Origin of the sequence: Lacihabitans soyangensis, assembly GCF_024343775.1 — a bacterium.
Lineage (GTDB): Bacteria > Bacteroidota > Bacteroidia > Cytophagales > Spirosomataceae > Leadbetterella > Leadbetterella soyangensis.
Genome location: NZ_RJUF01000006.1, coordinates 1 through 22,936, shown reverse-complemented (window position 1 = coordinate 22,936; position 22,936 = coordinate 1). Strand labels below are relative to the sequence as shown.

The following is a 22,936-nucleotide window of genomic DNA, read 5'->3' as shown; positions in this document are numbered from 1 at the left end:
AATGAAAAAGAAATCGAATAAAATATGGTGGATATTGCTCGGTGCATTGGTAGTGTTGTTAGTTGCATTTTTGGTAGCTAAAAAACAAGGCTGGATAATGGCGGAAAAGCCAACTGAGGTAGAACTGGCCAAAGTAGGTTCTGGAACTCTCGTAGAAACTGTTTCGGCATCAGGTAAAATACAGCCAGAGGTGGAAGTAAAAATTTCGCCGGATGTTCCAGGAGAAATCATCGCTTTATATGTAAAAGAGGGCGACTCTGTAAAAAAAGGCCAGTTGCTTTTGAAAATCCAACCTGAAAACTACGTATCCGTGGTGGATAGGTTCAGAGCTGGAGTGAATCAGTCGAGGGCAACCGCTGAACAAACTAAAGCAAGTATCGCCAGAGCAGAATCACAACTATTAAGAGCTCAGATGGAGTACAATCGTCAGAAAAAACTATTGGCTGACAAAGTAATTTCTCAATCAGATTTCGAAACGGCTGAAACCAATCTTAAAATAGCTAAACAAGACGTAGATGCCTCAAAATCAAACTACGAAGCTGCTAAGTTTGGAATAAACAGTGCAGAGGCAGCATTAAAAGACGCTTCTGAAAACTTGAGAAAAACCAATATATATGCTCCAATGAACGGAATCGTATCGAAACTGGCAGTAGAACTTGGCGAAAGAGTGGTGGGAACTTCTCAAATGGCGGGTACAGAGCTTTTGAGAATAGCCGACCTCAACAATATGGAGGTAAGAGTAAATGTTAATGAAAATGACATAATAAGAGTTGGCCTTGGGGATACCGTTATCGTGGATGTAGATGCGTACTCGGCTTCTGGCAAAAAGTTCAAAGGATTAGTAACACAAGTAGCTAATACGGCAAACGGAGCAGGGGGAACATTAACAGGAGCTGCCAGTAATTCCACCGAATCGGTGACCGAGTTTGAGGTTAGAATCAAAATTTTACCTTCTTCTTACCGCGACTTAATAGACGTACGAAAAGGTAAAAAATACCCTTTCAAACCTGGTATGACCGCCACTGTTGATATTGTTACAGCCACAAAAACTTCGGTTATTTCGGTGCCAATCTCGGCTGTAACCACCCGAGTAGAAGGAAAAGATAAAGGTGCTAAAAAAGCAGACGACGAAGATGGAATGGGTCTGGGAGCCGTAACCGAGGATGCCGATTCTAAGAAAGAAAAACCGAAAGAAATAGTGTTTATCAATGACAAGGGTGTGGCCAAAAAACGTGAAGTAAAAACGGGCATAACAGACACCAGTGCTGGTTTGATAGAGATAACTTCCGGCTTGAAAGCTGGAGAGGAAATAATTTCAGGGCCGTTTTTGGAGGTTTCCAAAAAACTAAAAGATGGTGACAAAGTAGCCAAAAAGAAGGCTGAAGTGAAGAAATAATTTTGCAAGAGAAATAACAAAAGGGAGAGTGGTAAGGATTTGCCACTCTTTTTTTGTGAAAAAATTGTTCAAAAAAGCCTAATTTTGTTGTGTAAACATTTCAGAACAAATGAACGTAACCATAATTGGAGGAGGAAGCTGGGCCACTGCCTTGATAAAAATTCTTTCAGAAAAAAACATAAAGATAAAATGGTGGTTACGTGATTTGGAGGCCATAAATCACATCAAAAAACACCACCACAATCCACAATATCTGAGCAGTGTGGAGCTACATCCCTCAAAAATAAAGCCGTATCATAACCTCAAAGAAGCACTTAAGAATACAGATTGGGTGATTTTGGCCATTCCGGCGGCATTTATTGAAAGTGCAATCTCCGAGGTTAATCCTGAGTTGTTTGTTGGTAAAAAAATAGTTTCTGGCGTAAAAGGCATAGTTCCCTCATGCAATATGTTGGTTACGGACTGGTTTTCGAAAAAGTATAATGTCGCCAAAGATCAAATAGCAGCCATAGCCGGGCCATGCCATGCCGAAGAAATAGCTTTGGAAAAACAATCTTACTTAACCATAGCCTCTGAAGGTATCCTAACCGCCAAAGAATTTGCCGCCTTGCTCTCTTGTAGATTCGTCAAAACCGCCTACATCAACGACATCGACGGGGTAGAGTATGCGGCGGTTATGAAAAACATTGTAGCCATGGCCTGTGGTATTACACATGGACTGGGAGCCGGTGATAATTTCCAAGCCGTAATGGTGTCCAATGCCATGCTCGAAATCGAGCGATTTGTGAATAAAATATCCCCGAGTGAAAGAGAAATAAACTCTTCGGCCTATTTAGGAGATTTGTTGGTAACTGCCTACTCACAATTTAGCAGAAACCGTACTTTTGGCAACATGATAGGCAGGGGATATTCCGTCAAAACAGCTCAAATGGAACTTAACATGATAGCGGAAGGCTATTATGCCACTAAAAGTATCCACGAGATAAACAAAAATTTAGAGGTCAAAATGCCAATTTTGGAGTTTGTATATGGTGTTCTATACAAAAACCAAAGTCTCTTGAAAGCATTTGAAGTTCTGAAAGAGCAACTGGTGTAAAACAGATTTGAGCTTGACTAAAACAATTTTCCTAAATGTTTGAAATAACCTCTCTTTAACTTTTATAACCCAGCGATTTAGGAAAATCGCTCTAAGGGAGGTTCTTCATCAAAAAATCAATGAAATTTTGGTGCATTATTTTCGAAATATCACTTTCTCTGTACCCGCGATTTTTTAAAATATCTTCTATTTTTTGCAAATCTGCTATCGTTTCCAAATCATAAGGGCACTGCTCTCTGCCGTAAGCTCCGTCTAAATCCGAGCCAATACCTACATGATTCGTATTTCCTGCCAGTTGGCAAATATGATCAATGTTATTTACCGCTATTTCCAGATTACAATTGGTCGTTTTCGGATCAGAAACTCCACGTGTCCAATTAGGAACCATCATCCAGGCGTCCAGTGCCACTCCAATAACCCCATTTCTTTCTATGATCGCTTTTATTTGTTCGTCGGAGTATTGGCGGTTGTGGTTTACAAACTTTCGGCAATTGTTGTGGCTTGCCCACAAAGCACCGTTATAGTTTTCTAGAGCTTGCCAAAACGCATCGTCACAAAGATGGGTCATGTCCAAAATCATACCCAATCGTTCAATCTCTTTCAAAAGGTCAATCCCAGCCTTTCCCATTTTCCCTGTAGAATCTGTTCCGTTGGCATATCGACCTTCTTTATAATGAGCTGGTCCAATGGCTCTGAGTCCTTTATTGTAAGCTTTCTCCAAGTAACTTAAGTCAATAATAGAATCTGCTCCTTCCAAGCTTAAAACAAATCCGATGGCTTTTTTGTCATTTTCCCAAATAGAAAGATGGTTTTGTAAATCTGATGAAGATTTGATCATTCGCATTTCGCCCTTCGCCTCCATGGCTTCGTACCAAGCCAACTGACCCTGCGTTTGTGCCCATGCTTGCTCAGGCGAGTTCCAACCTGGCAAAGTACTCTCTGCCTTTACAAAACGAGCAATTTGTGTGGCTACCACTAAGCCAATGTTCCCTTTACGGAGTTCATTTAACGAAATAGTGGCCTTGCCCCTATCTGGTTTATCTGTCATGCCAAACTCTCGAGCGTTTATATCCGAAACCTCCTGGGTGAGGTCGCGATTCCATTCGAGGGCATTCATGGCTAGGTCTAAATGGGCGTCTACAATAAGCATATTTTATGGTTGAATTTCTGTTACAAAAATATGGGACAGATCTTGGAGAATCCTAGAAACAAGATTTTATTTCGGGGTTAGTAGTCAATTTTCAGAAGCTTAAAAAACTCCTCCTCCTCGTATTCTCTAACTTTTCCAACAGGCAAATCACCCAATTCAATATCTTCTATGGAAGTTCTAATCAGCCTTTTACACTTGTTGTTTACAGCAATTATCATTTTCCGAATCTGCCTGTATTTGCCCTCTGTGAGGGTCATTTTAAGCCAAGCGTGTGGGTGACGAGGGTGCAAGGTGTTTACGATGTTATAACAATCGTCGGGTTTTTCTATTCGTTCCACCTCACAGGGGCTGGTGGTCCACAATTTGTTTCCTCTTAGCAATATCTCTACGCCAGACCGTAAATTTTCAATGTTTTCGTCGGTAATGGTAGCGTCCACCTGCACCAAGTAAGTGCGTTTGTGTAGAATTTTGCTGTTAAAAAGCAATTTTGTAACCTTTTTGTTGGTGGTCAAAATCAACAATCCCTCTGAAAGATTATCGAGTCTACCGATAGCATGCGTGCCTTCTGGAAAATCAAAATCAATCTTTCCGAGCATGTTGTTATCAAATTTATCTCCGGTAAACTGCGAAAGCATATCATAAGGCTTGTTGAGAATAAAATAACGGTTGGGCACTTCTGAGAGGATTTCGATAAAGCTTTTTTGATTAAAATTTTCACCCAAAATTAAATGTATTTTGGCTTGAAACCTAAGAAATGGAGGAAGAGCTTATGCTTAAATTATAGTAAAAATATCATTGGGGAAGTATCTTTTATCAGCGATTTGAAAAATCACTCTACTTAAAAACTCCAAACCACCAAACGGCTAATCTTTTGGCCTTGAGCCATTTCTATGGTCTTGACTTGACTCACTTTTACTTTTTCTAGTTCTTTATAAATTCTATCGAGATGCTCTTTTTTTGAAACCAAACTCGTAAACCATTTACAATTTTCTGAAAATCTCACACTTTCTCGAATCATTGATACGATAAACCTCAGTTCGCCACCTTCGCACCAAAGTTCTCTGGCGTTTCCTCCAAAGTTTCGTAATGGCTCCGAATGTCTCTTACCAGTTAGATTTTGATTTTTTTGAACGTTTTTTTCTATAGCTTCTTCAGCCGAGGCATAAAAAGGCGGATTGCAAAAAGTAAGATCGAACCGTTCGCCTTTTTTTATGATTCCCTCAAAAAAATGGGACTTGTGGGGTTGTAATCTTATTTCTATACCGTTTGTAAGTACCTCATTAAAATCCAAAATAGCTTTGGCTGATTTCACTGAAAGAGGATCAATATCTGTTCCGACAAAACTCCAACCGTATTCCTGATGGCCGATGATGGGATAAATGCAGTTGGCACCCGTCCCAATATCCAAACATCTAATCGAGCTGCCTTCTGGTAGCTTACCAGCATTTTCTTGCATCAAAATATCCGCCAAATAATGCACATAATCAGCCCGACCAGGAATGGGTGGACAAAGATAGCCCTCTGGAATATCCCAGTTCTTAACCCCATAATAATAAGCCAGAAGAGACTTATTTAATATTTTTACTGCTTCGGGATTTGAAAAGTCAATGGTTTCTGTGCCAAATTTGTTTGTAAAAACATAAGCCTCCAGTTGTGGAAGAACCGTAACCAAGCTTTTAAAGTCATATTGACCCTTGTGCTTGTTTCGGGGATGAAGAGACGGTTTTTCTTTGAATGTTTTGCTTGGCATCTTTTAATATTTCGTCCCAAAATTAGCCTCAAAACCTCTCAAAAACGAAAAACCTACTGCTTTTTATAAAAGTAGGTGCTCCCATCGGCCAACTCAGCATCCAAAGGACATTTTTGGTAAAGAGCGATTTCACCCTTTTGTTCATCAATACTTAAGAAAGAGTAGGTTTCGGACTCCAAAAAAACCAGGGCCAAACGTGGATTTGGAGAACTTTTGGGATGATTCCCTATTTCTATTTTGGTAGATTCCGTCACTACGCCATTTACTTTTCTTATTAAAGTACTGGCCTTTGCGTCTATTTCCAAAGTTTCTGTTTCGGTTGGAATTAATTCCGTCGGACTATTGGGTGCTGGATAACCGACTCCAATTTTATATAATTTCCACGTTCCATCAAGCTTTACAAGTTCAGGATCAATATCGGCCTCACATTGTGCCGCACTTAAAACCAAACCGAATAGAAGAAACAATAGTCGAATCATAACTGTAGCGTTTTCATTAATGATTCAGAATACAGAGATTTAGTTGGAAATGAAAGAGGAGAGCCAAGAGACTCTCCTTCCATTATAATACTTAAATCAATTTCTTATCAAAACGGCTTCCAAGGTTTTCCGCCAACCAAAATCTCTTGAGCTTTGGCATCGAAAGTTACTTTTAGGCCAGTTCTGTAAGCAGCGTTTGACATCATTGTGGCTATTGAATGCTGATAACCAGCTTCTATAGGAGCATTTGGTGTTTTGCGGCTACGTACGCACTCCATCCAGTTTCTGATATGAGCAAATGTCAACGGATCACCACCAGTGTTGGCATCAGATGCTACTTTGTCTCCTTCCAATTTCAATGGTGAAAGCAAGTTGGCCTTCATTCCCATCGCTTTGGCTTCACGCTCACGTAAACCACCTGTGTCAGAGATTTCGTTCGTGTCCAAGTTAATCATACCGCCATTTGAGTAGTAAAGCTCTTTGGTGTCACCAGCCGAGTTTGAGAATCTACTTGTAAACTGCACTTGGAATCCATTTTGCGGTTTGTCAGCAGGACCGTAATCAAACACAACCGTTAATGTATCGGCATTCGTACGGCCATCTTGCCATTGGTAAATTCCGCCGTTGGCCACCACACTTCTTGGGTGACTCAATCCTGAGAACCAGTGAACAGTATCGATTTGGTGGCTCATCCATTGTCCCGGAATTCCTGAAGAGTACGGCCAGAACAATCTGTATTCTAAGTACTTACGAGGGTCAAATTTCTCATAAGGACGGTTCATCAAATAACGCTTCCAATCCACATCAGATTCTTTGAGGCTGGCAACCAAATCAGGACGTCTCCAACGACCTGGTTGGTTAACGTTCCACATCAACTCCACCATTTTGATATCGCCAAATTTACCTGATTTGATAAAATCTTCTGCGGCATGATAGTTGGTTCCCGAACGTCTTTGCGAACCGATTTGTACGATTTTTTTCGAATCCTTTACGGCTTTCAATACCGCACGGTTGTCAGCCATAGTTTCTGCCAAAGGTTTTTCGGCATACACATCACAGCCTGCTTTTACGGCCTCGATGGTATGTAATGCATGTTGAAAATCGGCTGTTGACATCATCACGGCATCTACAGATTTTGAAGCATACAACTCTTCGTTGTTTCTATAAACTTGTACGTTAGCTCCCAACTGTTTGTCCAAAAACGCCTTACCTTCCTCACGACGGCGATTCCAGATGTCTGAAAGGCCCACCATTTCGAAGTTCATTTCTTTTTGCAATGCTGCAAATGGGCCTACATGGGAGGCACGGTGACGGTCAGAGAAACCCACACATGCTACTCTTACGCGGTCGTTTGCACCTATGATTTTTCCGTAGCTTTTTACAGAAAATCCAGTGGCTACGCCCGCCATTATCGATTTTTTAACAAATTCTCTTCTTGTTGTCATTATGATATTTTGGTTGAAGTTTTCTAATTATAAAAATACTGTTTTATTAAAAATATTACTGTTTTTTCTTGAAAAAAATTAAATCAATAACTCAATCCTTGGCCGAAATTAAATAAGGCATATCCAGGATTTTCCTTACTTCCAGGTAAGTCAGACTTGTTTTCAGAGACAGCCTTTTCCGAACTTGGTGTTGCAAAAGGCATCTTTCCCGTTGGGTTAAATCTACCTGATATTACATCAATCAAAGCATCGACGGAAGTACCAAAAGTAGCCAATACAGTGGCGGTTTTTCCCCTATCTATCTCATCAATAACCCAAGGATTGGTGTAATTTACCACCACAACAGTCGGTTTGCTATTGATTAATTCATTTACATGGGTCACATCAACTTTGTTTTTTGAAAGGCTCAACTCTATAGGTTTTCCTCCAGAACTGAATAAGCCACCTGTGGTTGGAAAAAGCCACAAGAGAACCACATCAGCCTCCTCTTTTGTAGAAACGAACTCAATGTTGTCCGCTTTCGTTTCTGGTTTCAGGACTTTTATTGGTGACTTTGGAGCTTGGGCTTGAGGCCCTCTTCCTCCACCTTCTTCTCTATAATATTCAAAGTAAACCTTTGTTTTCTTTGTAATGGGTAACAGTTTCTCATCATTTCTCAACAATACGATTGACTTACGTAATGCCAAATCGCCTTTTTGCTGGAACTCTTCGTTTCCAACTATTTTTTCAGCTTTCTCGACATCCACAAAAGGATTTTCAAACAAACCCAATTCAAATTTTTCTTTGAGCAATCGACTTACAGATTCGTTGATTCTACTTTCTTTTACCAAACCTTTTTTTACGGTGTTGAGCAATACCGTTGGATCAGCCGCTCCTGAAAAAATATCCACTCCAGCTTCTATGGCTTTCACATATCGCTGCTCGATAGTTAGAGATTCTACTCCCCAAGGCATCATTTCTATGGGGCCCGTATCAGAGTTTATAATGCCTTTAAAACCTAACTTTTTACGCAACAAATCATCAATAATGGCCTTATTGAACGAGAAACCAACTTCCTCAAATTCCTTGCCTTTCGGTGCTGAATAGTACGGCATTATAGAAGAAGTACCTGCATTTATGGCTGCAATGAAAGGTTTCACGTGTTCATTGAAATTTCCACCCGGATAATGGGCAAACTTTCCCCAGTCAAAATGGGAGTCTTGTCCACCTTCCTGTGGGCCTCCGCCGGGGAAATGTTTGGTGGTCATCGCTACAGAATTTTTGCCCAACTTATTTCCTTGAAAACCTAAAACTATCTCGCGAATCATGGCTGAAGAAAGATCTGCATCTTCTCCGAAGGTTCCCTCGGTGCGGTTCCAGCGGGGTTCGGTAGCCAAGTCAACCATGTACATATATCCTTTTCGCAAACCAACTGCAGTCCATTCTTTTGCGGCAATTTCTGCAAACTCTCTGGTAAGTTTGAAATCACGCATGGCAGCCATACCGAGTTCTCCGGGCCATTTTGAAAATGCCGTAGCTCCTACACTCAAGCCCACTGCGGCATCGGTAGTGATGTGATTTCTTGGATTGGAAGCCACAATTGCTGGAATACCCAATCTTGTGGATTCGCAAAGTGCTTGCAAGTTATTTGACCATTCTGCCATTGTTTTGGCCGAAGTATTTGCTCTCAATATAAAATGCCTGAGCTGTCTTTCTGTAACGGCTTTGGTGGTTCCTGAAGCAGACATATTCGGCTCAGACAGTGGTTTACGAGTAAACATATTGACATTTTGTACCAAATCCTCCTCGTTGAAACCGCTTGATATTGGGGCATTCGGATTAGCCGATGGACCAAAGCCGCCATCGTTGGCCATTCTGGTGGTACTTATAAGCATGAAACCTACTTTTTCTTCGATGGTCATCTTTGAAAGCAGGTCTTTCACCCTAACATCAACAGGCAAACGCCAATCCTCGTACTTGTCGAGTGTACCGTTTTTGTTTAAGTCTTTAAACTCTAGACTTCCTGATTTTATTAGCTTCCCATTTTTACTGCCCAAAATAGGTTGGGAAGGTTTTTGTGCAAAAACCAGATTTATCGCAAAAAGAGAAACAAAAATTGTCTTTTTCATAAATTACCAGAATTGTTAGCTAACTGAAAATTTGAATTAAAGAATGCGTTTTAAAAAGCTTTACTTGATTTCTCGGATTTTTACATTTTTGAAAAACACATTATCGCTATGATCTTGCAACAAAATGTGGCCCTTTTCTCCTGATCCAAAACCCTCAATTTTGGCATATTTACTTCTCGCGACAAGTGCCTTAAAAATATTGCTATTTCGCTGATATTCAAGAACTTTGAATCCATTTAACCAATGTTGTACTGTATTATTTGGCATTACTACCACTCGTGCTTGGTTCCAGTCTCCTATTTTCTTTTGAAAACGCTTGTCTAATTTATCCGAAGGAATGAGGTCATACAAACTGGCAATTGTACGATTACCTACCACCCCTTGTTTAGCATCCGGATGTTTTTCGTCATCTAATACCTGATACTCAAGACCAAGCGGTGATTTCTTTCCTTCTTCACCAAGCATTTCGACGAAGTATTTTACGCCAGAATTTGCAGCATCGGTCAGTTTAAAGTCAAACTGAAGTTCGAAGGCTCCATATTTCTGTTCTGAAATTAAATCAACCCCAGGACTTTTGTCAGTATTGGCAGTTATGGCCAAAATACCATTTTCTATTTTCCAACGAGAATCTGGTGCTGCCGTGCTACTTCCATTTTTCCAACCGTCAAAATTTTGACCATTAAAAAGTAATTTGTAGCCTTGAGCTTTTTCTTGTTCTGAAATATTATTTGGCAGAAGATTAACTACTGGGCATTCATCCAAAGGACTTGGCTTTAGATTTTCAGTCTGAATTCTGATGTTTTTCCAGCGGATAGTCATACCGGGTTTCATGGCTGCATATATAGAATGGACTTGAAGGGCTATAAACCCTTTGGCGGTCATGTCGTCAATAACATGTGCTGTAGGTATGCCGTTTATAAATGTTCTTAGTATATTACCAATGGCCTCGATACGGTATTTGTTCCAACCAAGTTTAACAAATGCTTTTTGGCCGGCTGGATTGTGGTTTAAGTTATATAACCAATCTCTGCGACCTTCGTCATAAATACCACCTGACCAGGCTCTTGTAGATGGATCCACCTCCATTTGGTACCCATGTACTCTTCCGTTTTGATAATCTGGTTTAGACAAGCTTCGAAACTGAACTCCGCCATTCATTTCATCGTCGAGTTTGAGATCTAGTTCAAGAATAAAATCACCGTAATCTTTATCTGTACAAAGAAATGAGTTTGGGGTATCGCTAACAGTCTGACCTACAATCTGGCCATTTTCAACTTTATAAACTGCTTTACCACCTCTTTGGGTCCAACCTTTCAGGGTTTTACCATCAAAGAGGCTTGTCCATTTTTGTGCTGACAAGCCAGTAGAAAACAAAAAGAATAACAATATTAGTTTTTTCATATTTTTTAGATGAATATTACTCAAAATTACCTAATATTATTATTCCTAAATGATATAGAAAAAGCGAAAAAATATGAAATTTTGATGCTTTCTTAACAGTTTACATTAGAAAGGTGTTAAAATTTCACCTTTATTCCTTCTAAATAGGTTTTGCTAATTTGGCCACACTCCAAAGCAGTTCTTCCTTTCACCGGAACAGAATCCAATTCTATGATATTCCAACCTTTAAAACCAATCTTGTTTAGATTCTTGAAGATTCCTGGAAAGTCAACTTTACCTTGTCCAAGTTCAACAAATCTGTATCCTGACTTGTTCTCTGCGTCGGGGCGGGTATCTTTTATATGCGTAGCATAAATAATGTCTTTGTATTTCAAAACGGCATCGGCTGGTACTCCGCCGCCTTGGTGATAATGGGCCACATCTAACAACAATTTTATATATCTAGTATCCATTTCGTTGACTATGATTTCTATTTCCTCAGGCGTTTCACCAAGCTGATGCATGTGGTTATGATAGGCAGGCTGAATTCCTGTTTCTTCGAAGACAGCCTTCGCCACAGCCGACATATTCTTGGCATACTTGATTAGTTCCTCTTTGGTTGGCTGCCTGTCTTTCGGTCTTGAGGTATTTGTTATTTGCAATGAATGGCCGCCCAAGGCTTTAATGAATTTTGCGTGATTTAGGTGTGTTTCTGTATCTTTAGAAATATCATCAGTTATGCCCACATTTCCACTAGAAAACATCGCCAAATTTAACTTTGCCGAATCAATGGTTATTTTTAAATCTTCAGGTTTATCCTTGAAAATGGGATAAGTATTGGACCTGAGTTGGATACCCTTAAAACCTAATGCAGCAATATCCTTAATGGCTACCAAGTCATTTCCACTCCATGTGATGGCCGAATAAGCCATCTTTTGATTGTATTTGGCTGCAAAGGCATCAAATTGTGATGCTAAAACCAAGCTTGCTGCTGACTGAATAAATGTACGTCTGTTCATGATATTTTTTGGTTGAATATTAGAAAAGAAAACCCCGAATTGCTCCGGGGTTTTCTTTAGGAATAAATTAAGAAATATTAATATCCTGGGTTTTGTGCAAATGAACCTTTAACTGCACGGTCAATTTGTGTTTGTGGTATTGGACGAAGGTAGTGCTTCTCCGCAACAGCTGAGGCTTGTGGATTGTGTTTTTTAACTCTATCAACCAAAAGTCCCCAACGCTTCAAATCTAACCAACGTGTTTGCTCACCTGCCAACTCACGAGCACGCTCATCTACTATGAAATCAAATGTAAGTTGATCTTGCGTAATCCTCATAGCTTCTTTTTTCCCTGGCCAAGCTGCTCTTTCTCGAACGGCGTTAACATCTGCCAAAGCCTCTGCTTTTTTACCCAATTGGAACAAAGCCTCTGCTCTCATCAAATGAATGTCAGCCAATCTCCAAACAAAATGATCTCTTGAACCTCTTGGCTCTGTTCTGTCCGAACGCTTGGTATCAAAGAATTTTTGCAAAGTTGGGAATAGTGCTTCGTTGTAAGCACTTGGCACCAATACCTGATATTTCTTTGTCGCTCTTTCTTCTTTACTCATTTCATATCCAGGAATAAAGATGGTAGTATCTCCAGCAGCAAAAGTTACTTTGGCTTTTGAGTTATCAAAAGAAGTATTGAAGGTACCAGGGCTGTTTGATTTCCAAGTATCTCTAAATGACTTTTTGTAACGTGAGTCATTCACTCTATCAGCAAAAACTGTATTCAGAAGGAAATTTGTTGGTCTCAAACGCTTGAATGGTCTACCATAGAAAACGTCACGTACCATACCTGCTTGGGTATCATACTGCATACCGAAATACAAATGTAGGTTGTTACCGCCACCGCCTTCACCACCAACATTAGTAGCGTTAGAGATTTGGTCAGTAGTATATTGAACCGCAAAAACTACCTCAGCATTTTGTTGGTTATCTTCGTTATGTACCGCTGCGAAATCATCCAATAATTTAAATGAATATTTGGTAATCAGGTTAGTACACAAGTCCGCTGCCTTCTGAAAATCATCTGCTGCTTTATTTGGACCATAAGCCTTTGCCAAATACACTTTAGCTAAAAGAGCTTCTGCCGAAGCCTTGGTGGCTCTACCGTAATCTGCAGAGTGAGCTTTGTTTTCAAGATCAGCAATGGCTTCATTACAATCTTTGATGATTTGAGCATAAACTTCTGCTTCACTATTTCTCTTAGATTCCTTTGTTGGGGCCAAAGTTTCTGTTAATCTCAAATCAAGAGGACCATATTGCTGAAGCAAAATGTAATAATAGTGGGCTCTAAGGAACTTCACCTCTGCAACTCTCAATTTTTTTGTGGCATCAGAAACACCTGTAACCGCAGCTGATCTTTCGATAACAGCATTACAAGTATTAATACCTCTATACATTTCGTCCCATAGAATATTCAAATAATCAACCGTTGGTTGGATTTGATTATCATAGAAATGAAATCCTTTATAACCACCATCGGCTCCAGTGGCATAAATGTCGGTACCATACTCAGTCAAAGTAAGACCCAATTGTGTACCGTAAAATGTTCTCAGCGAAGAATATGCAGCCTTTGTGGCATCCTCAAATCCTTTGGCTGTATTCATATAATCATTACCAATGTTAGAGATTACTTCCTCTTTCAGTAAATCTTGGCAAGAGGTGCTCATAAGCAACAAACCACCCAATGCAAATCCTTTTAATTTATTTATATTCATGATAATCAATGCTTTAGAATTTAATATTTAAACCAAATGTAGTTACAGTTGTAGACGGTGTAACATCACTAGTAACAGCTGTTAAGCCTGTTGCCGAGGTAGTAATAGCCGCTTCAGGATCTACACCATTGTATTTAGACATATAGCTTGACCAAATTTTAGGCTGCTGAATTGAAGAGTAAAAACGAACAGATTCTGCACCGATTTTCTTGGCAATTCCCTTACTAAATGTATATCCAAAGTTGATGTTTCTCAACTTTATGAAAGTACCATCATAGTAAAACAAGGTAGAGTTATAAACTGGGAACTCTTGGTTGCTTTTTGGACGAGGAAACTCATTGGTTGGATTGTTTGGAGTCCAGTAATCAACTTTGATTTGTTGGTAACGACCAGCCAACTGTAGTTGGTTTCTGTGGAAACCAGACAAAATAGTATTGCCAAAACGACCAAATAAGAAGAAACTCAAATCAAAACCTTTGAATTCGAATCTGTTTGTAAGACCACCCGCCCATTTTGGCACATCTGTACCAATTAGTGTACGGTCATCGGCATTAATTTTTCCATCAGGTTGGCCTGTAAGATTACCTTGGGCATCTCGTCCATTATTATCTTGAACTTTAATCTGACCTACCTCAGATCCATAAGCTTTTGCTTGATCAGCTTCATTAGCTTGCCAGATACCATCTTTTTTCCAATCAAAATAAGTATTCAATGGATAGCCAATAAACCATCTGTTACCCAAGTCATCTACTTTACCGTTGTACAATTCAACGATTTCTTCTATGTTTTTGGTGAATTGGAAATCTGTTGTCCACTTAAATCCATTCTTGGAATTCACATTAACGGTAGTTACTCCTAACTCTATACCTTTGTTTCTTGTATGACCTACGTTGTTACTGAAGAAGTTGAATCCCACTGAACCTGGCAAGAAGTCGTTCAACAATAAGCTCTTGGTATTGGTTTCGTATAATTCCAAGGATCCTTGTACACGTCCACGAAGTACTGAGAAATCTAAACCAATGTTGGCATTGGAAGATGACTCCCATCTCAAATCAGGGTTACTGATAGTTCCTGGTCTAAATCCAAATGCTCCAGTTGCACCGAAAGCATAAGTTGTACGAGCTAATAAACCTTGAGTTTGATAAGGAGCAACCCCTTGGTTACCCACTTTACCCCAACCTGCACGGAGCTTCAACATATCTATGAAAGTCACGTTCTTCATGAAGTCTTCGTTGGTTATATTCCAACCAATAGCTACCCCAGGGAAGTTACCATATTTGGTGTTTTCTCCGAAACGGCTAGATCCATCACGACGCATGGTAGCAGTAATCAAATACTTGTCGTTGAATGAATAATTCACACGACCCATAAATGAGTTGATAGTCCACTGTACCAAACCTGACTGAACACCCAAAACAGACGTAGCAGAGTTTAAACTGTAAAATGATTGTGCTTGTGCAGGTATTCCTTGCACCTCAGTTCTGTATCTTTCAAAATTATCTTTTTGGATTGATTGAACACCTGTAACATTCAAAGTATGTTTACCAAAGGTCTTGCTGTAGTTCAAGATATTTTCCATTGTCATGTTGAAACCGAAACGATTCTCGTTGAATGCTTGGGCATCTCCACGACGACGAGCATTGGTTTCAGAACCTATGAATCTACCCCAACGTTGGTGCGTAAAATCAGGGCCAAGGTTTAGTCTGTAAGTTAAACCATCAATTATTTTAACTTCAGCATAAATAGAGTTAAAAATTCTGTACTTCTTCGTATTATCAATGTTTACTCCATCAACCACCTCAGAAAGTGGGTTTGATAGGAGGGCATCGTTTGTTGGCTCAAATATTAAGCTACCGTCTGCATTGAATGCAGCACCAAGTGGGTTGGCGTTAAGGGTATTGCCATAAGGGTTAAGGTTTTCACCATTTCTTACCGAATACATCATGTAAGATGATATACCTACTTTCAATCTTTTATTTACTTGGTGGTCAATGTTCGCACGAAGAGAATGACGCGTAAAATCTAAAAGTTTAGTGATTCCCTTGTCTTGGAAAAATCCACCAGAAATATAGAAAGAAGTTCTATCGTTACCGCCTTGAATACCAATTGTATGGTTTTGCATCATACCAGTTCTTAGAATAAGATCCTGATATTGGGTATTTCTTCCAGCGGCAATACCTGCTGCTACGTTAGGATCACCTCCTAATACAGCTATTTTAGCATCTGCTGCCGGATCTGATTTACCGGTTGGCACTGCATTTCCAGCAGCATCCTTGTAAAGGTTAGTGGCTCTATAGGCCTCTCTTACATATTCAGCAAACTCCTCTCCAGAAAAAAGCTCTAACTTACTGTAGGCATTTGAGGCACCAGCGTAAGTATCCAGAGTTACAGTAGTTTTTCCTTTGTTTCCACCTCTTTTGGTTGTCACCAATACTACACCGTTCGCACCTCTAGCACCATAAATGGCAGTCGCAGTAGCGTCTTTTAGTACCTCAATCGACTGGATGTCGTTAGGGTTTATGTCTTCATAACCAGCAGAAAGTGGAATACCATCTACTACATAAAGAGGATCGTTACCCGCGTTGAATGATCTACGACCGCGAATAAGGATTCTTGGTGCTGAACCAGGTTTAGAACCAGACTGAGAAACGTCCACACCTGCAGCACGACCTTGTAAAGCTTGTCCTAAGTTAGTTAGTGGCATTTCAGTGATTTGCTTCGATGTCACTTGCGAAATAGCCCCTGTCATTTGACTTTTTTTCTGAGTACCGTATCCTACTACCACTACCTCTGAAAGGGCGGTTGCATCTTCAACTAGGGATACATTGATTTGGCTTTTCGATCCAATAGTTACCTCTTGCGAAACATATCCAATGTAAGAAAATACCAAGGTGTTTTTATCACTTGGCACGTTTACACTGAAAGCTCCATCACCATCCGTTACAGCTCCATTTGTAGAGCTCTTCACCGTTACACTCACACCTGGAAGACCATTGCCACCAGCATCCGTTACCTTGCCTGTAACCGCTCTAGACTGAGCTGCTACAAACTGCGATTGGAGGCAAAAAAGCACTCCAAAAAGGAAAAGTAAACTTTTCTTCATAGTTAAAAAATTGGTTAAAAAATTGAAAAAATCTTAATTGTTCTAAGTTAATTTATACTAATGAAATTTTGCGAAAATTTGTACAATCTTGGAAAAAGTACATTTTTCTTAGAATTTATACAAAATTAGCACGGCGTAGATGACTTACCTTCCAATAAAAAAGCAATTTATGATACGATTTTGACGACAATAGTCAAAAAAGTGTCGATAAAGTGTTATAATAAAAATTTTTAAAAACCTACTTGGCTTTTGCAAAAATTTTATCAGTTCCGTAAGGAGCTCTTTGGGGTCGGCTTAGCATTTTATTTGCATTTTCGTTGTTCGTAAATCTTTCGGTTTTTGGATCCCAAATTAATTTTCCAGGAATTTTCATAGCCACATGACTGACCAAGCAAACCGAACATGCACGGTGGGCAATTTCTACTGGCGAAAGTACTGGTGTTTTGTTTAGGATACCTTCCAGCCAGTTGAGATGGTGTTCTTCACTTACTTGTAGTTTTATTTCGTTGTCTTTAATAACCGAAGACAATATTTTAGGGTCGCTGGCATCTAATGCTTTCGCACTTTTGGCTGCCGTCACAGGATCACTTGCAGAGGCCACATAGTTTCCTCGTGATACGAAAATCCACCCCTCAGTTCCTTCGTATCTAATACCGTTTGTAAAACCACCACTGGTGTACATGCTGATTCCGTTGGCATATTCGGCTTTTACCATAAAGTCTCCATGAACATTCCAAAGTCCTGCTTTCGGAAATTCCGCCACCGCTTCAACTGATATTGGTCCGGTAAGTTCTGTATCCATTCCCCAAGCCGCAGAATCAAAATGATGTTGACCCCAACCAGTAATCATACCGGCTCCAAACTGCTCCATTCTGAGCCAACCTGGTCTGTCGTATCCTTTTTGTGGATGAACACCAATCTCGGTGTAGGGCATCTTTGGTGTAGAACCTAACCACATGTCGTAATTGAAGCCTTTTGGTATAGGCATTTCAGGTGCAGGTGGGCCTGAAGGATCTCCTGGCAAACCTATTTTTACGGTATGCAATTTGCCTATTCTGCCATTTCGCACCAACTCGGCTGCTATTCTGAATTGTGGAGAAGAACGCTGCTGAGTTCCCACTTGAAAGACAACCCTTGTTTTGTTAACAATATGAGCCAACTGTCTGCCTTCTGAAATGGTAAGAGAAGTTGGTTTCTGTAAATAGATATGCTTTCCGGCCAAGGCGGCTTCCATGGCTGGCTGCGAATGCCAATGGTCAGGCGTACTTATCATTACAGCATCAATATCTTTATTAAGAAGCATTTCGCGGTAATCGTCATACATTTTGGTATCCATGTATTTATCATTACCCATTTTTTTAGCATAAAAACCATCAATTAGCTTTTTGCCGTCCTCTAGTCTATTTCTATCCACATCACAAGCGGCCATTATTCTGGCAGAATCATGTTTTAAAGTACTGGCCAAGTCATGGTCACGGGCTATTCTACCACAACCTATTTGCCCAATATTTACTTTATTACTTGGTGCGTTTTTGCCAAAAACCGAGGAAGGCACTATGGTAGGCATTGTTATTCCGAGTGCGGCCGTTTTTAGTGTTTTATTAAGAAATTCTCTTCTTTCCATGATTGAATATTGATGATTTAAACGATTTCGATTTTTTGGGCTTTACTTTGGGCTTTCAGGGCAAGTTCCATGGCCAAGAAACAATGGTCCTGCGTCATGGCAGTTTCAGTTCGATTCACCACGTCATTTACAAGCCTTTCTCCATAAGAAAGTGGATACTCACTGCAATCGAAGTAGGCCGTCTCTTTGTTATTGGCCATATAAAGGTGATTACCTATGTCTTTTCTAGCGATATCGATATTTTTCCTGATCTCAATGAAACCTTCTGTTCCGAGAATTGTCAATCGGCCATCGCCCCAAGTTTTGAGACCATCTGGCGTAAACCAGTCTACTCGTATATAACCCATGCCTTGGTTACCTTTGAGCATCACATCGCCAAAGTCTTCGAAAGTCGGATATTGTTTATTATTGAAATTCCCAACCTGAGAGGCCACAACTTGTGCCGATGTAGAACCTGTAAAATGCAGGAATTGGTCAAACTGATGCGATGCGATGTCAGTTATTATACCTCCGAAATATTTCTTTTCAAAAAACCACTCAGGTCTTGTTTTGGGATTCATTCTATGTGGACCCATACCAATGGTCTGCAATACATTGCCTATGGCACCTGCTTTTACTAATTCGCTGGCTTTTTCGGTCGCACGATTTTCGAAACGTTCACTGTAAACTATTGAAAATATTCGACCAGTTTCCTTCTGGACTTTCTTGACTTCTTTGAGTTGTTTGAGGTCAGTAAGACCTGGCTTGTCTACCATGTAGTCTTTTCCTGCTCTCATGGCTTTGATACCGATGGCTGCTCTTTCGCTTGGAATAGCTGAACTAAGTATCAGATGAATCTCTTTGTTTTCCAAAAGTATGTTTTCATCGTTTACACGAGGAGCGTTTGGAAATCGCTTAGAAAATTCCGCTGCCAAGTCATTTTCTTTGGCATAAAAACCTACCATTTCTCCCCCACCTCTGATAACGGCGTTGGCCATAGAGTATATATGTCCATGGTTGATGCCTATGACTCCAAACTTTATTTTTGGTGCGAGCGTCTTAACTAGATTGGGAGATTTTTCTTTGTAAAATTTCAGATTCAAGTCTAAATCGGCCATGAAGGGCAACATACCCAAGCCCGACAGTTTTAACGAGCTATCTCTTAAAAAACTTCTCCTATCTTGTTGTTTCTTCATATTTAAGGTTAAATTTCTCTTATAAAAGTATTATTTATTATAAGAATTTTAACAAAAATAGGGCTAACAATTTTCAAAAACTACTAAGCAGATGCTTATTGTGGTGATATTTTGACAGTAAATTTAAGCTTTGTGTAAAAATAGTCTTAAAAACAGGTGAGTACATGGTGATTATATGACAGCGATATAATATTTTTGGAAAATAAATACCAATTTATCATGAAACCTCAACTCCTAAAGATTTCGAACCCGGCCGATACTTCATTCAATTTGATAAAAATGGATGGACCAAACTTTCCTACTCCATGGCACTATCACCCTGAAATAGAGATAGTTCTGATGTTGGAAAGTACAGGAAAAAAATATGTTGGTAGCAGCATAACAGACTTTGAGCCCGGCGATCTGTGTATGATTGGTAGTTTCTTGCCCCATTATTATAAAAGCGATGAGGCTTACATGAAAAACAACCCAAATCTGAGAGCGAAATCTATGGTAGTGCATTTCAATGCCGACTTTATTGGAAATCAGTTTTGGGAAACCCCAGAAAGTTACAATATCAAAAACCTCTTGGAAAGAGCTAAGAGAGGTCTGCAGTTTAGCAAAGAAACCTCAGCAAACATACACCCAAAATTTGTAGAAATGTTCAACTTGGAAGGCATGGCTCGCCTTCTTAAATTTCTCGAGGTACTTGACGATATGGCCAAAAGCAAGGACATTGAATTTTTGTCAACAGACCCTATTCAGATAAGAAACGAAGTAGATTCGGATCGTATAAAAAAAGTTTTGGAGCATGTTAGTGAAAACTTTAAAAATCAAATAAGACTTGACGACGTGGCTCAGTTGGCCAACATGAGTGAGTCGGCTTTTAGCAGGTATTTCAAGAAAAGAACAAGGAAAACTTTCTCTAATTTCTTGACAGATATCAGGATAGAATATGCCTGTAAAATGCTACAAAACGATAAACTGAGTATTTCGCAGATTGCTTTTGACAGTGGATTTTATAATTTATCAAACTTCAATCGTCAATTTAAGGCTATAAAGAAAATCACTCCATTAGCTTACAGAATGAATTATTTGGATTAAAAGGAGGGTCTGTCTTAACAAGAAAAGGAATATAATAAATGGAGATAAACTTGTTATAATGTCTTTTCTGATAATTATTTCTGCACTTGAACTGGTATAAACCACCAGTGGATAAACAGTAAAAATTGTACCTGAAGGCAGGTATTAACTTGGAGATTTTAAATGATTAATACCCAAATTGTCATGAAGAATCTCTTTACTCTTTTTCTATTTCTGGCGGTTATATTCGCCAGCCAAGCACAATGTCCTTTTAACAATACTCCATCATTTGGCACATCAGGTAATACCAATGTGAGTAATTATACTGTGGGCAATCGAAACTTGCTTTACAATGCAGTTTGGGCGGGAGAATATGTAGAAGTGCAAAATGTTCCCGCTGGGGCTCAAATGAGATTTGATGTTTGCGACGCCTCAATCGACACTTATTTGACCATTTTCCCTTCAAGCTCATCCACTTCTATTGCATTCAATGATAATTTCTGCGGAACTGGCGGCACTCGCTCTCAGATAGAACATACATTCGTTACAGGAGGCAATTATAGAATCCAACTTAATGAAAAAACTGGTGGGAATAATTGCTCAACAGCAGGAGGAACAAACGTGCCATTGTATGCCACCCTTCTTTTCGCTCCCGTTGTTTCGGCTAATGTCAATTCTATAGTTAGAGCCAATACCTCACCTACAAATGCTTCATCAGTAAATTTTACAGTCACGTTTTCTTCAGCCATTACCGGACTCTCTGCAAGTAATTTTAGTCTAACTACAACTGGAGTAACAGGAGCTTCTGTAGGTTCTGTTTCTGGCTCGGGCACCACTTGGAATGTTTCTGTAAATACTGGTAGCGGAGACGGGACTATAAGACTAAATTTAGTCAATGACACGGGCTTAAGTCCAACCTTAGCCAATGAGCCATTCAATACAGGAGATACCTACAATATTGACAAATCGCCCCCGACAATAAACATAAGTAGCATTATAAATAGCCCTACCAATGTGAGTCCTATTCCATTGACCATCACTGCAAGTGAGAATATTACAGGTTTGGACTTTACTGATTTTAACGTAACAAACGGTTCAATAGCCAATTTTGCAGGAAGTGGGCAGAATTACACTGCAAACTTAATCCCTACAAACAACGGAACAGTGAATGTAACAGTTAACGCAAACTCATTTCTTGATGCGGTAAATAATTCAAATACTGCACCGTCGAGTTTTGTGATTCAATACGACAACGTAGCTCCGGTAGTTTCAGGAATTAATAGAAGTAATCCGAATACTCAAATTACCAATGTTAATACTGTAACATTTAGGGTTGTATTTTCTGAGGCTGTTTCAGGAGTAGATCTAACCGACTTTAGCATCGCAACCACAGGCAATGTCCAAGGAAATTTATCTGGTTTCTCCTCACTAGGTAGTTTATTCTATAATGTAACAGTTAACAATATTTCAGGTGCTGGGACGCTCTCTATTACACTTAAAAACTCTGGAACATCCATTGTCGATAATTCTGGAAACGCCATCACTAGTGGGTTTTCAGCGGGCCAGACTTATATCATAAATAATGAGCCCAGTTTTTCATTGAGTAGCCCACAAAATCAAACCATCTGTCAAAACTCTGGTTTTTATCAATTAAACAATCTACTAACAGTCAGCGATATAGATGTAGGGCAGACCTTGACTTGGAGTATTGTAACTGGTCCTACAAACGGAATTTTGGCAGGATTTAACGCTACATCAAGCTCAAATGGCGGAACTGTGACTCCAAATGGTTTAAGTTATACACCAAATTCTTCATTTGCTGGTATTGAAACCTTCACCATCAGAGTTTCTGATGGCGTAACTTCAAGAGACATGGTTTTTAATATAACAGTAACCACTTTACCAAATATTAGTATTTCTCCAGTTCAGACGTTGTGTGAGGGTCAAAACATTACTTTAACCTCAACTGGAGGAGGAAACTATTCGTGGACTGGGCCAGACGGCTTTGTTTCTACATTACAAAACCCTTCAATAACGGGTGCTACCTCAAACAAGTCTGGTACATATAGTTTAACTGTAACCGCAAATGGATGTACAACTAGTGCTACAACAGCCGTGACAGTAAATGTTTTACCAAACATAACCATAAATTCGAATCAAAACATATGTGAAGGAAATCTTATAAACCTGACTTCCTCCGGAGGCGGTGACTATTCTTGGACTGAACAGGAAGTGGAGATTTTTCATGGTCAGGACCAAACGGTTTTAGTTCGCTAATTCAAAATCCTACAATAAGTGTGGCATCCCTTAACCAAAGCGGGATTTATACAGTTACACTTTCTTTGAATGGTTGTTCAAGCTCTGCCACTACTTCAATAACTGTTAATTCTCTGCCAATAATAAC

16 protein-coding genes are annotated in these 22,936 nt (G+C 39.6%); 4 read left to right on the top strand and 12 right to left on the bottom strand.

The genetic code is table 11. The features are described from left to right. Window position 1 precedes the first annotated feature (1 nt). Together EGI31_RS04055 and EGI31_RS04050 are read left to right on the top strand one after the other, a co-directional pair. Window positions 2-1,396, top strand: coding sequence for an efflux RND transporter periplasmic adaptor subunit (locus EGI31_RS04055; RefSeq protein ID WP_255035879.1), 1,395 nt, complete (start codon window positions 2-4; stop codon window positions 1,394-1,396). Between the two features lie 109 nt (window positions 1,397-1,505). Then, the gene (locus EGI31_RS04050; protein ID WP_255035878.1) at window positions 1,506-2,492 is read left to right on the top strand and encodes an NAD(P)H-dependent glycerol-3-phosphate dehydrogenase; all 987 of its coding nucleotides are present in this window, start codon (window positions 1,506-1,508) and stop codon (window positions 2,490-2,492) included. A gap of 91 nt (window positions 2,493-2,583) precedes the next feature. Here the strand turns inward: EGI31_RS04050 and EGI31_RS04045 are convergent, their stop codons facing one another. From EGI31_RS04045 to EGI31_RS03990, 12 genes are all read right to left on the bottom strand, one after another. After that, window positions 2,584-3,642 (bottom strand): dipeptidase, encoded by a 1,059-nt coding sequence (locus EGI31_RS04045; RefSeq protein ID WP_255035877.1) that lies wholly within the window; start codon window positions 3,640-3,642, stop codon window positions 2,584-2,586. Between the two features lie 77 nt (window positions 3,643-3,719). After that, a complete protein-coding gene (locus EGI31_RS04040) occupies window positions 3,720-4,364 on the bottom strand; it encodes a pseudouridine synthase (RefSeq protein ID WP_255035876.1) in 645 nt (214 codons plus the stop codon). A 116-nt stretch (window positions 4,365-4,480) separates the two neighbouring features. Then, entirely contained in the window at window positions 4,481-5,392 is a 912-nt protein-coding gene (gene rlmF, locus EGI31_RS04035) for a 23S rRNA (adenine(1618)-N(6))-methyltransferase RlmF (protein WP_255035875.1), read from the bottom strand. A 53-nt stretch (window positions 5,393-5,445) separates the two neighbouring features. Beyond that, window positions 5,446-5,871, bottom strand: coding sequence for a hypothetical protein (locus tag EGI31_RS04030; RefSeq protein WP_255035874.1), 426 nt, complete (start codon window positions 5,869-5,871; stop codon window positions 5,446-5,448). A gap of 107 nt (window positions 5,872-5,978) precedes the next feature. Continuing rightward, the gene (locus EGI31_RS04025; protein ID WP_255035873.1) at window positions 5,979-7,316 is read right to left on the bottom strand and encodes a Gfo/Idh/MocA family protein; all 1,338 of its coding nucleotides are present in this window, start codon (window positions 7,314-7,316) and stop codon (window positions 5,979-5,981) included. Between the two features lie 83 nt (window positions 7,317-7,399). Beyond that, entirely contained in the window at window positions 7,400-9,424 is a 2,025-nt protein-coding gene (locus EGI31_RS04020; RefSeq protein ID WP_255035872.1) for a glycoside hydrolase family 3 protein, read from the bottom strand. Between the two features lie 60 nt (window positions 9,425-9,484). Then, window positions 9,485-10,825, bottom strand: coding sequence for a 3-keto-disaccharide hydrolase (locus EGI31_RS04015; RefSeq protein WP_255035871.1), 1,341 nt, complete (start codon window positions 10,823-10,825; stop codon window positions 9,485-9,487). Between the two features lie 116 nt (window positions 10,826-10,941). Then, on the bottom strand, window positions 10,942-11,823 hold the full coding sequence (locus EGI31_RS04010; RefSeq protein WP_255035870.1) for a sugar phosphate isomerase/epimerase family protein: 882 nt from the start codon (window positions 11,821-11,823) through the stop codon (window positions 10,942-10,944). Between the two features lie 77 nt (window positions 11,824-11,900). Next, a complete protein-coding gene (locus EGI31_RS04005) occupies window positions 11,901-13,568 on the bottom strand; it encodes a RagB/SusD family nutrient uptake outer membrane protein (RefSeq protein WP_255035869.1) in 1,668 nt (555 codons plus the stop codon). Window positions 13,569-13,581: 13 nt separating this feature from the next. Continuing rightward, on the bottom strand, window positions 13,582-16,671 hold the full coding sequence (locus EGI31_RS04000; protein WP_255035868.1) for a SusC/RagA family TonB-linked outer membrane protein: 3,090 nt from the start codon (window positions 16,669-16,671) through the stop codon (window positions 13,582-13,584). Between the two features lie 238 nt (window positions 16,672-16,909). Next, window positions 16,910-18,295: a Gfo/Idh/MocA family protein gene (locus tag EGI31_RS03995; RefSeq protein WP_255035867.1), complete on the bottom strand. Its 1,386-nt coding sequence runs from the start codon at window positions 18,293-18,295 to the stop codon at window positions 16,910-16,912. 17 nt (window positions 18,296-18,312) lie between these two features. Then, on the bottom strand, window positions 18,313-19,470 hold the full coding sequence (locus EGI31_RS03990) for a Gfo/Idh/MocA family protein (protein ID WP_255035866.1): 1,158 nt from the start codon (window positions 19,468-19,470) through the stop codon (window positions 18,313-18,315). 219 nt (window positions 19,471-19,689) lie between these two features. Here EGI31_RS03990 and EGI31_RS03985 point away from each other — a divergent pair, with 219 nt between their 5' ends. Then, entirely contained in the window at window positions 19,690-20,553 is an 864-nt protein-coding gene (locus EGI31_RS03985; RefSeq protein ID WP_255035865.1) for an AraC family transcriptional regulator, read from the top strand. 183 nt (window positions 20,554-20,736) lie between these two features. Beyond that, entirely contained in the window at window positions 20,737-22,809 is a 2,073-nt protein-coding gene (locus EGI31_RS03980; protein ID WP_255035864.1) for a beta strand repeat-containing protein, read from the top strand. Window positions 22,810-22,936 lie beyond the last annotated feature (127 nt).

Excerpts from the sequence above, each read along its gene's own strand:
- EGI31_RS04055 (WP_255035879.1), top strand. The coding sequence starts at position 2 with ATGAAAAAGAAATCGAATAAAATATGGTGGATATTGCTCGGTGCATTG.
- EGI31_RS04050 (WP_255035878.1), top strand. The coding sequence starts at position 1,506 with ATGAACGTAACCATAATTGGAGGAGGAAGCTGGGCCACTGCCTTGATA.
- EGI31_RS04045 (WP_255035877.1), bottom strand. The coding sequence starts at position 3,642 with ATGCTTATTGTAGACGCCCATTTAGACCTAGCCATGAATGCCCTCGAA.
- rlmF (WP_255035875.1), bottom strand. The coding sequence starts at position 5,392 with ATGCCAAGCAAAACATTCAAAGAAAAACCGTCTCTTCATCCCCGAAAC.
- EGI31_RS04030 (WP_255035874.1), bottom strand. The coding sequence starts at position 5,871 with ATGATTCGACTATTGTTTCTTCTATTCGGTTTGGTTTTAAGTGCGGCA.
- EGI31_RS04025 (WP_255035873.1), bottom strand. The coding sequence starts at position 7,316 with ATGACAACAAGAAGAGAATTTGTTAAAAAATCGATAATGGCGGGCGTA.
- EGI31_RS04020 (WP_255035872.1), bottom strand. The coding sequence starts at position 9,424 with ATGAAAAAGACAATTTTTGTTTCTCTTTTTGCGATAAATCTGGTTTTT.
- EGI31_RS04015 (WP_255035871.1), bottom strand. The coding sequence starts at position 10,825 with ATGAAAAAACTAATATTGTTATTCTTTTTGTTTTCTACTGGCTTGTCA.
- EGI31_RS04010 (WP_255035870.1), bottom strand. The coding sequence starts at position 11,823 with ATGAACAGACGTACATTTATTCAGTCAGCAGCAAGCTTGGTTTTAGCA.
- EGI31_RS04005 (WP_255035869.1), bottom strand. The coding sequence starts at position 13,568 with ATGAATATAAATAAATTAAAAGGATTTGCATTGGGTGGTTTGTTGCTT.
- EGI31_RS04000 (WP_255035868.1), bottom strand. The coding sequence starts at position 16,671 with ATGAAGAAAAGTTTACTTTTCCTTTTTGGAGTGCTTTTTTGCCTCCAA.
- EGI31_RS03995 (WP_255035867.1), bottom strand. The coding sequence starts at position 18,295 with ATGGAAAGAAGAGAATTTCTTAATAAAACACTAAAAACGGCCGCACTC.
- EGI31_RS03990 (WP_255035866.1), bottom strand. The coding sequence starts at position 19,470 with ATGAAGAAACAACAAGATAGGAGAAGTTTTTTAAGAGATAGCTCGTTA.
- EGI31_RS03985 (WP_255035865.1), top strand. The coding sequence starts at position 19,690 with ATGAAACCTCAACTCCTAAAGATTTCGAACCCGGCCGATACTTCATTC.
- EGI31_RS03980 (WP_255035864.1), top strand. The coding sequence starts at position 20,737 with ATGAAGAATCTCTTTACTCTTTTTCTATTTCTGGCGGTTATATTCGCC.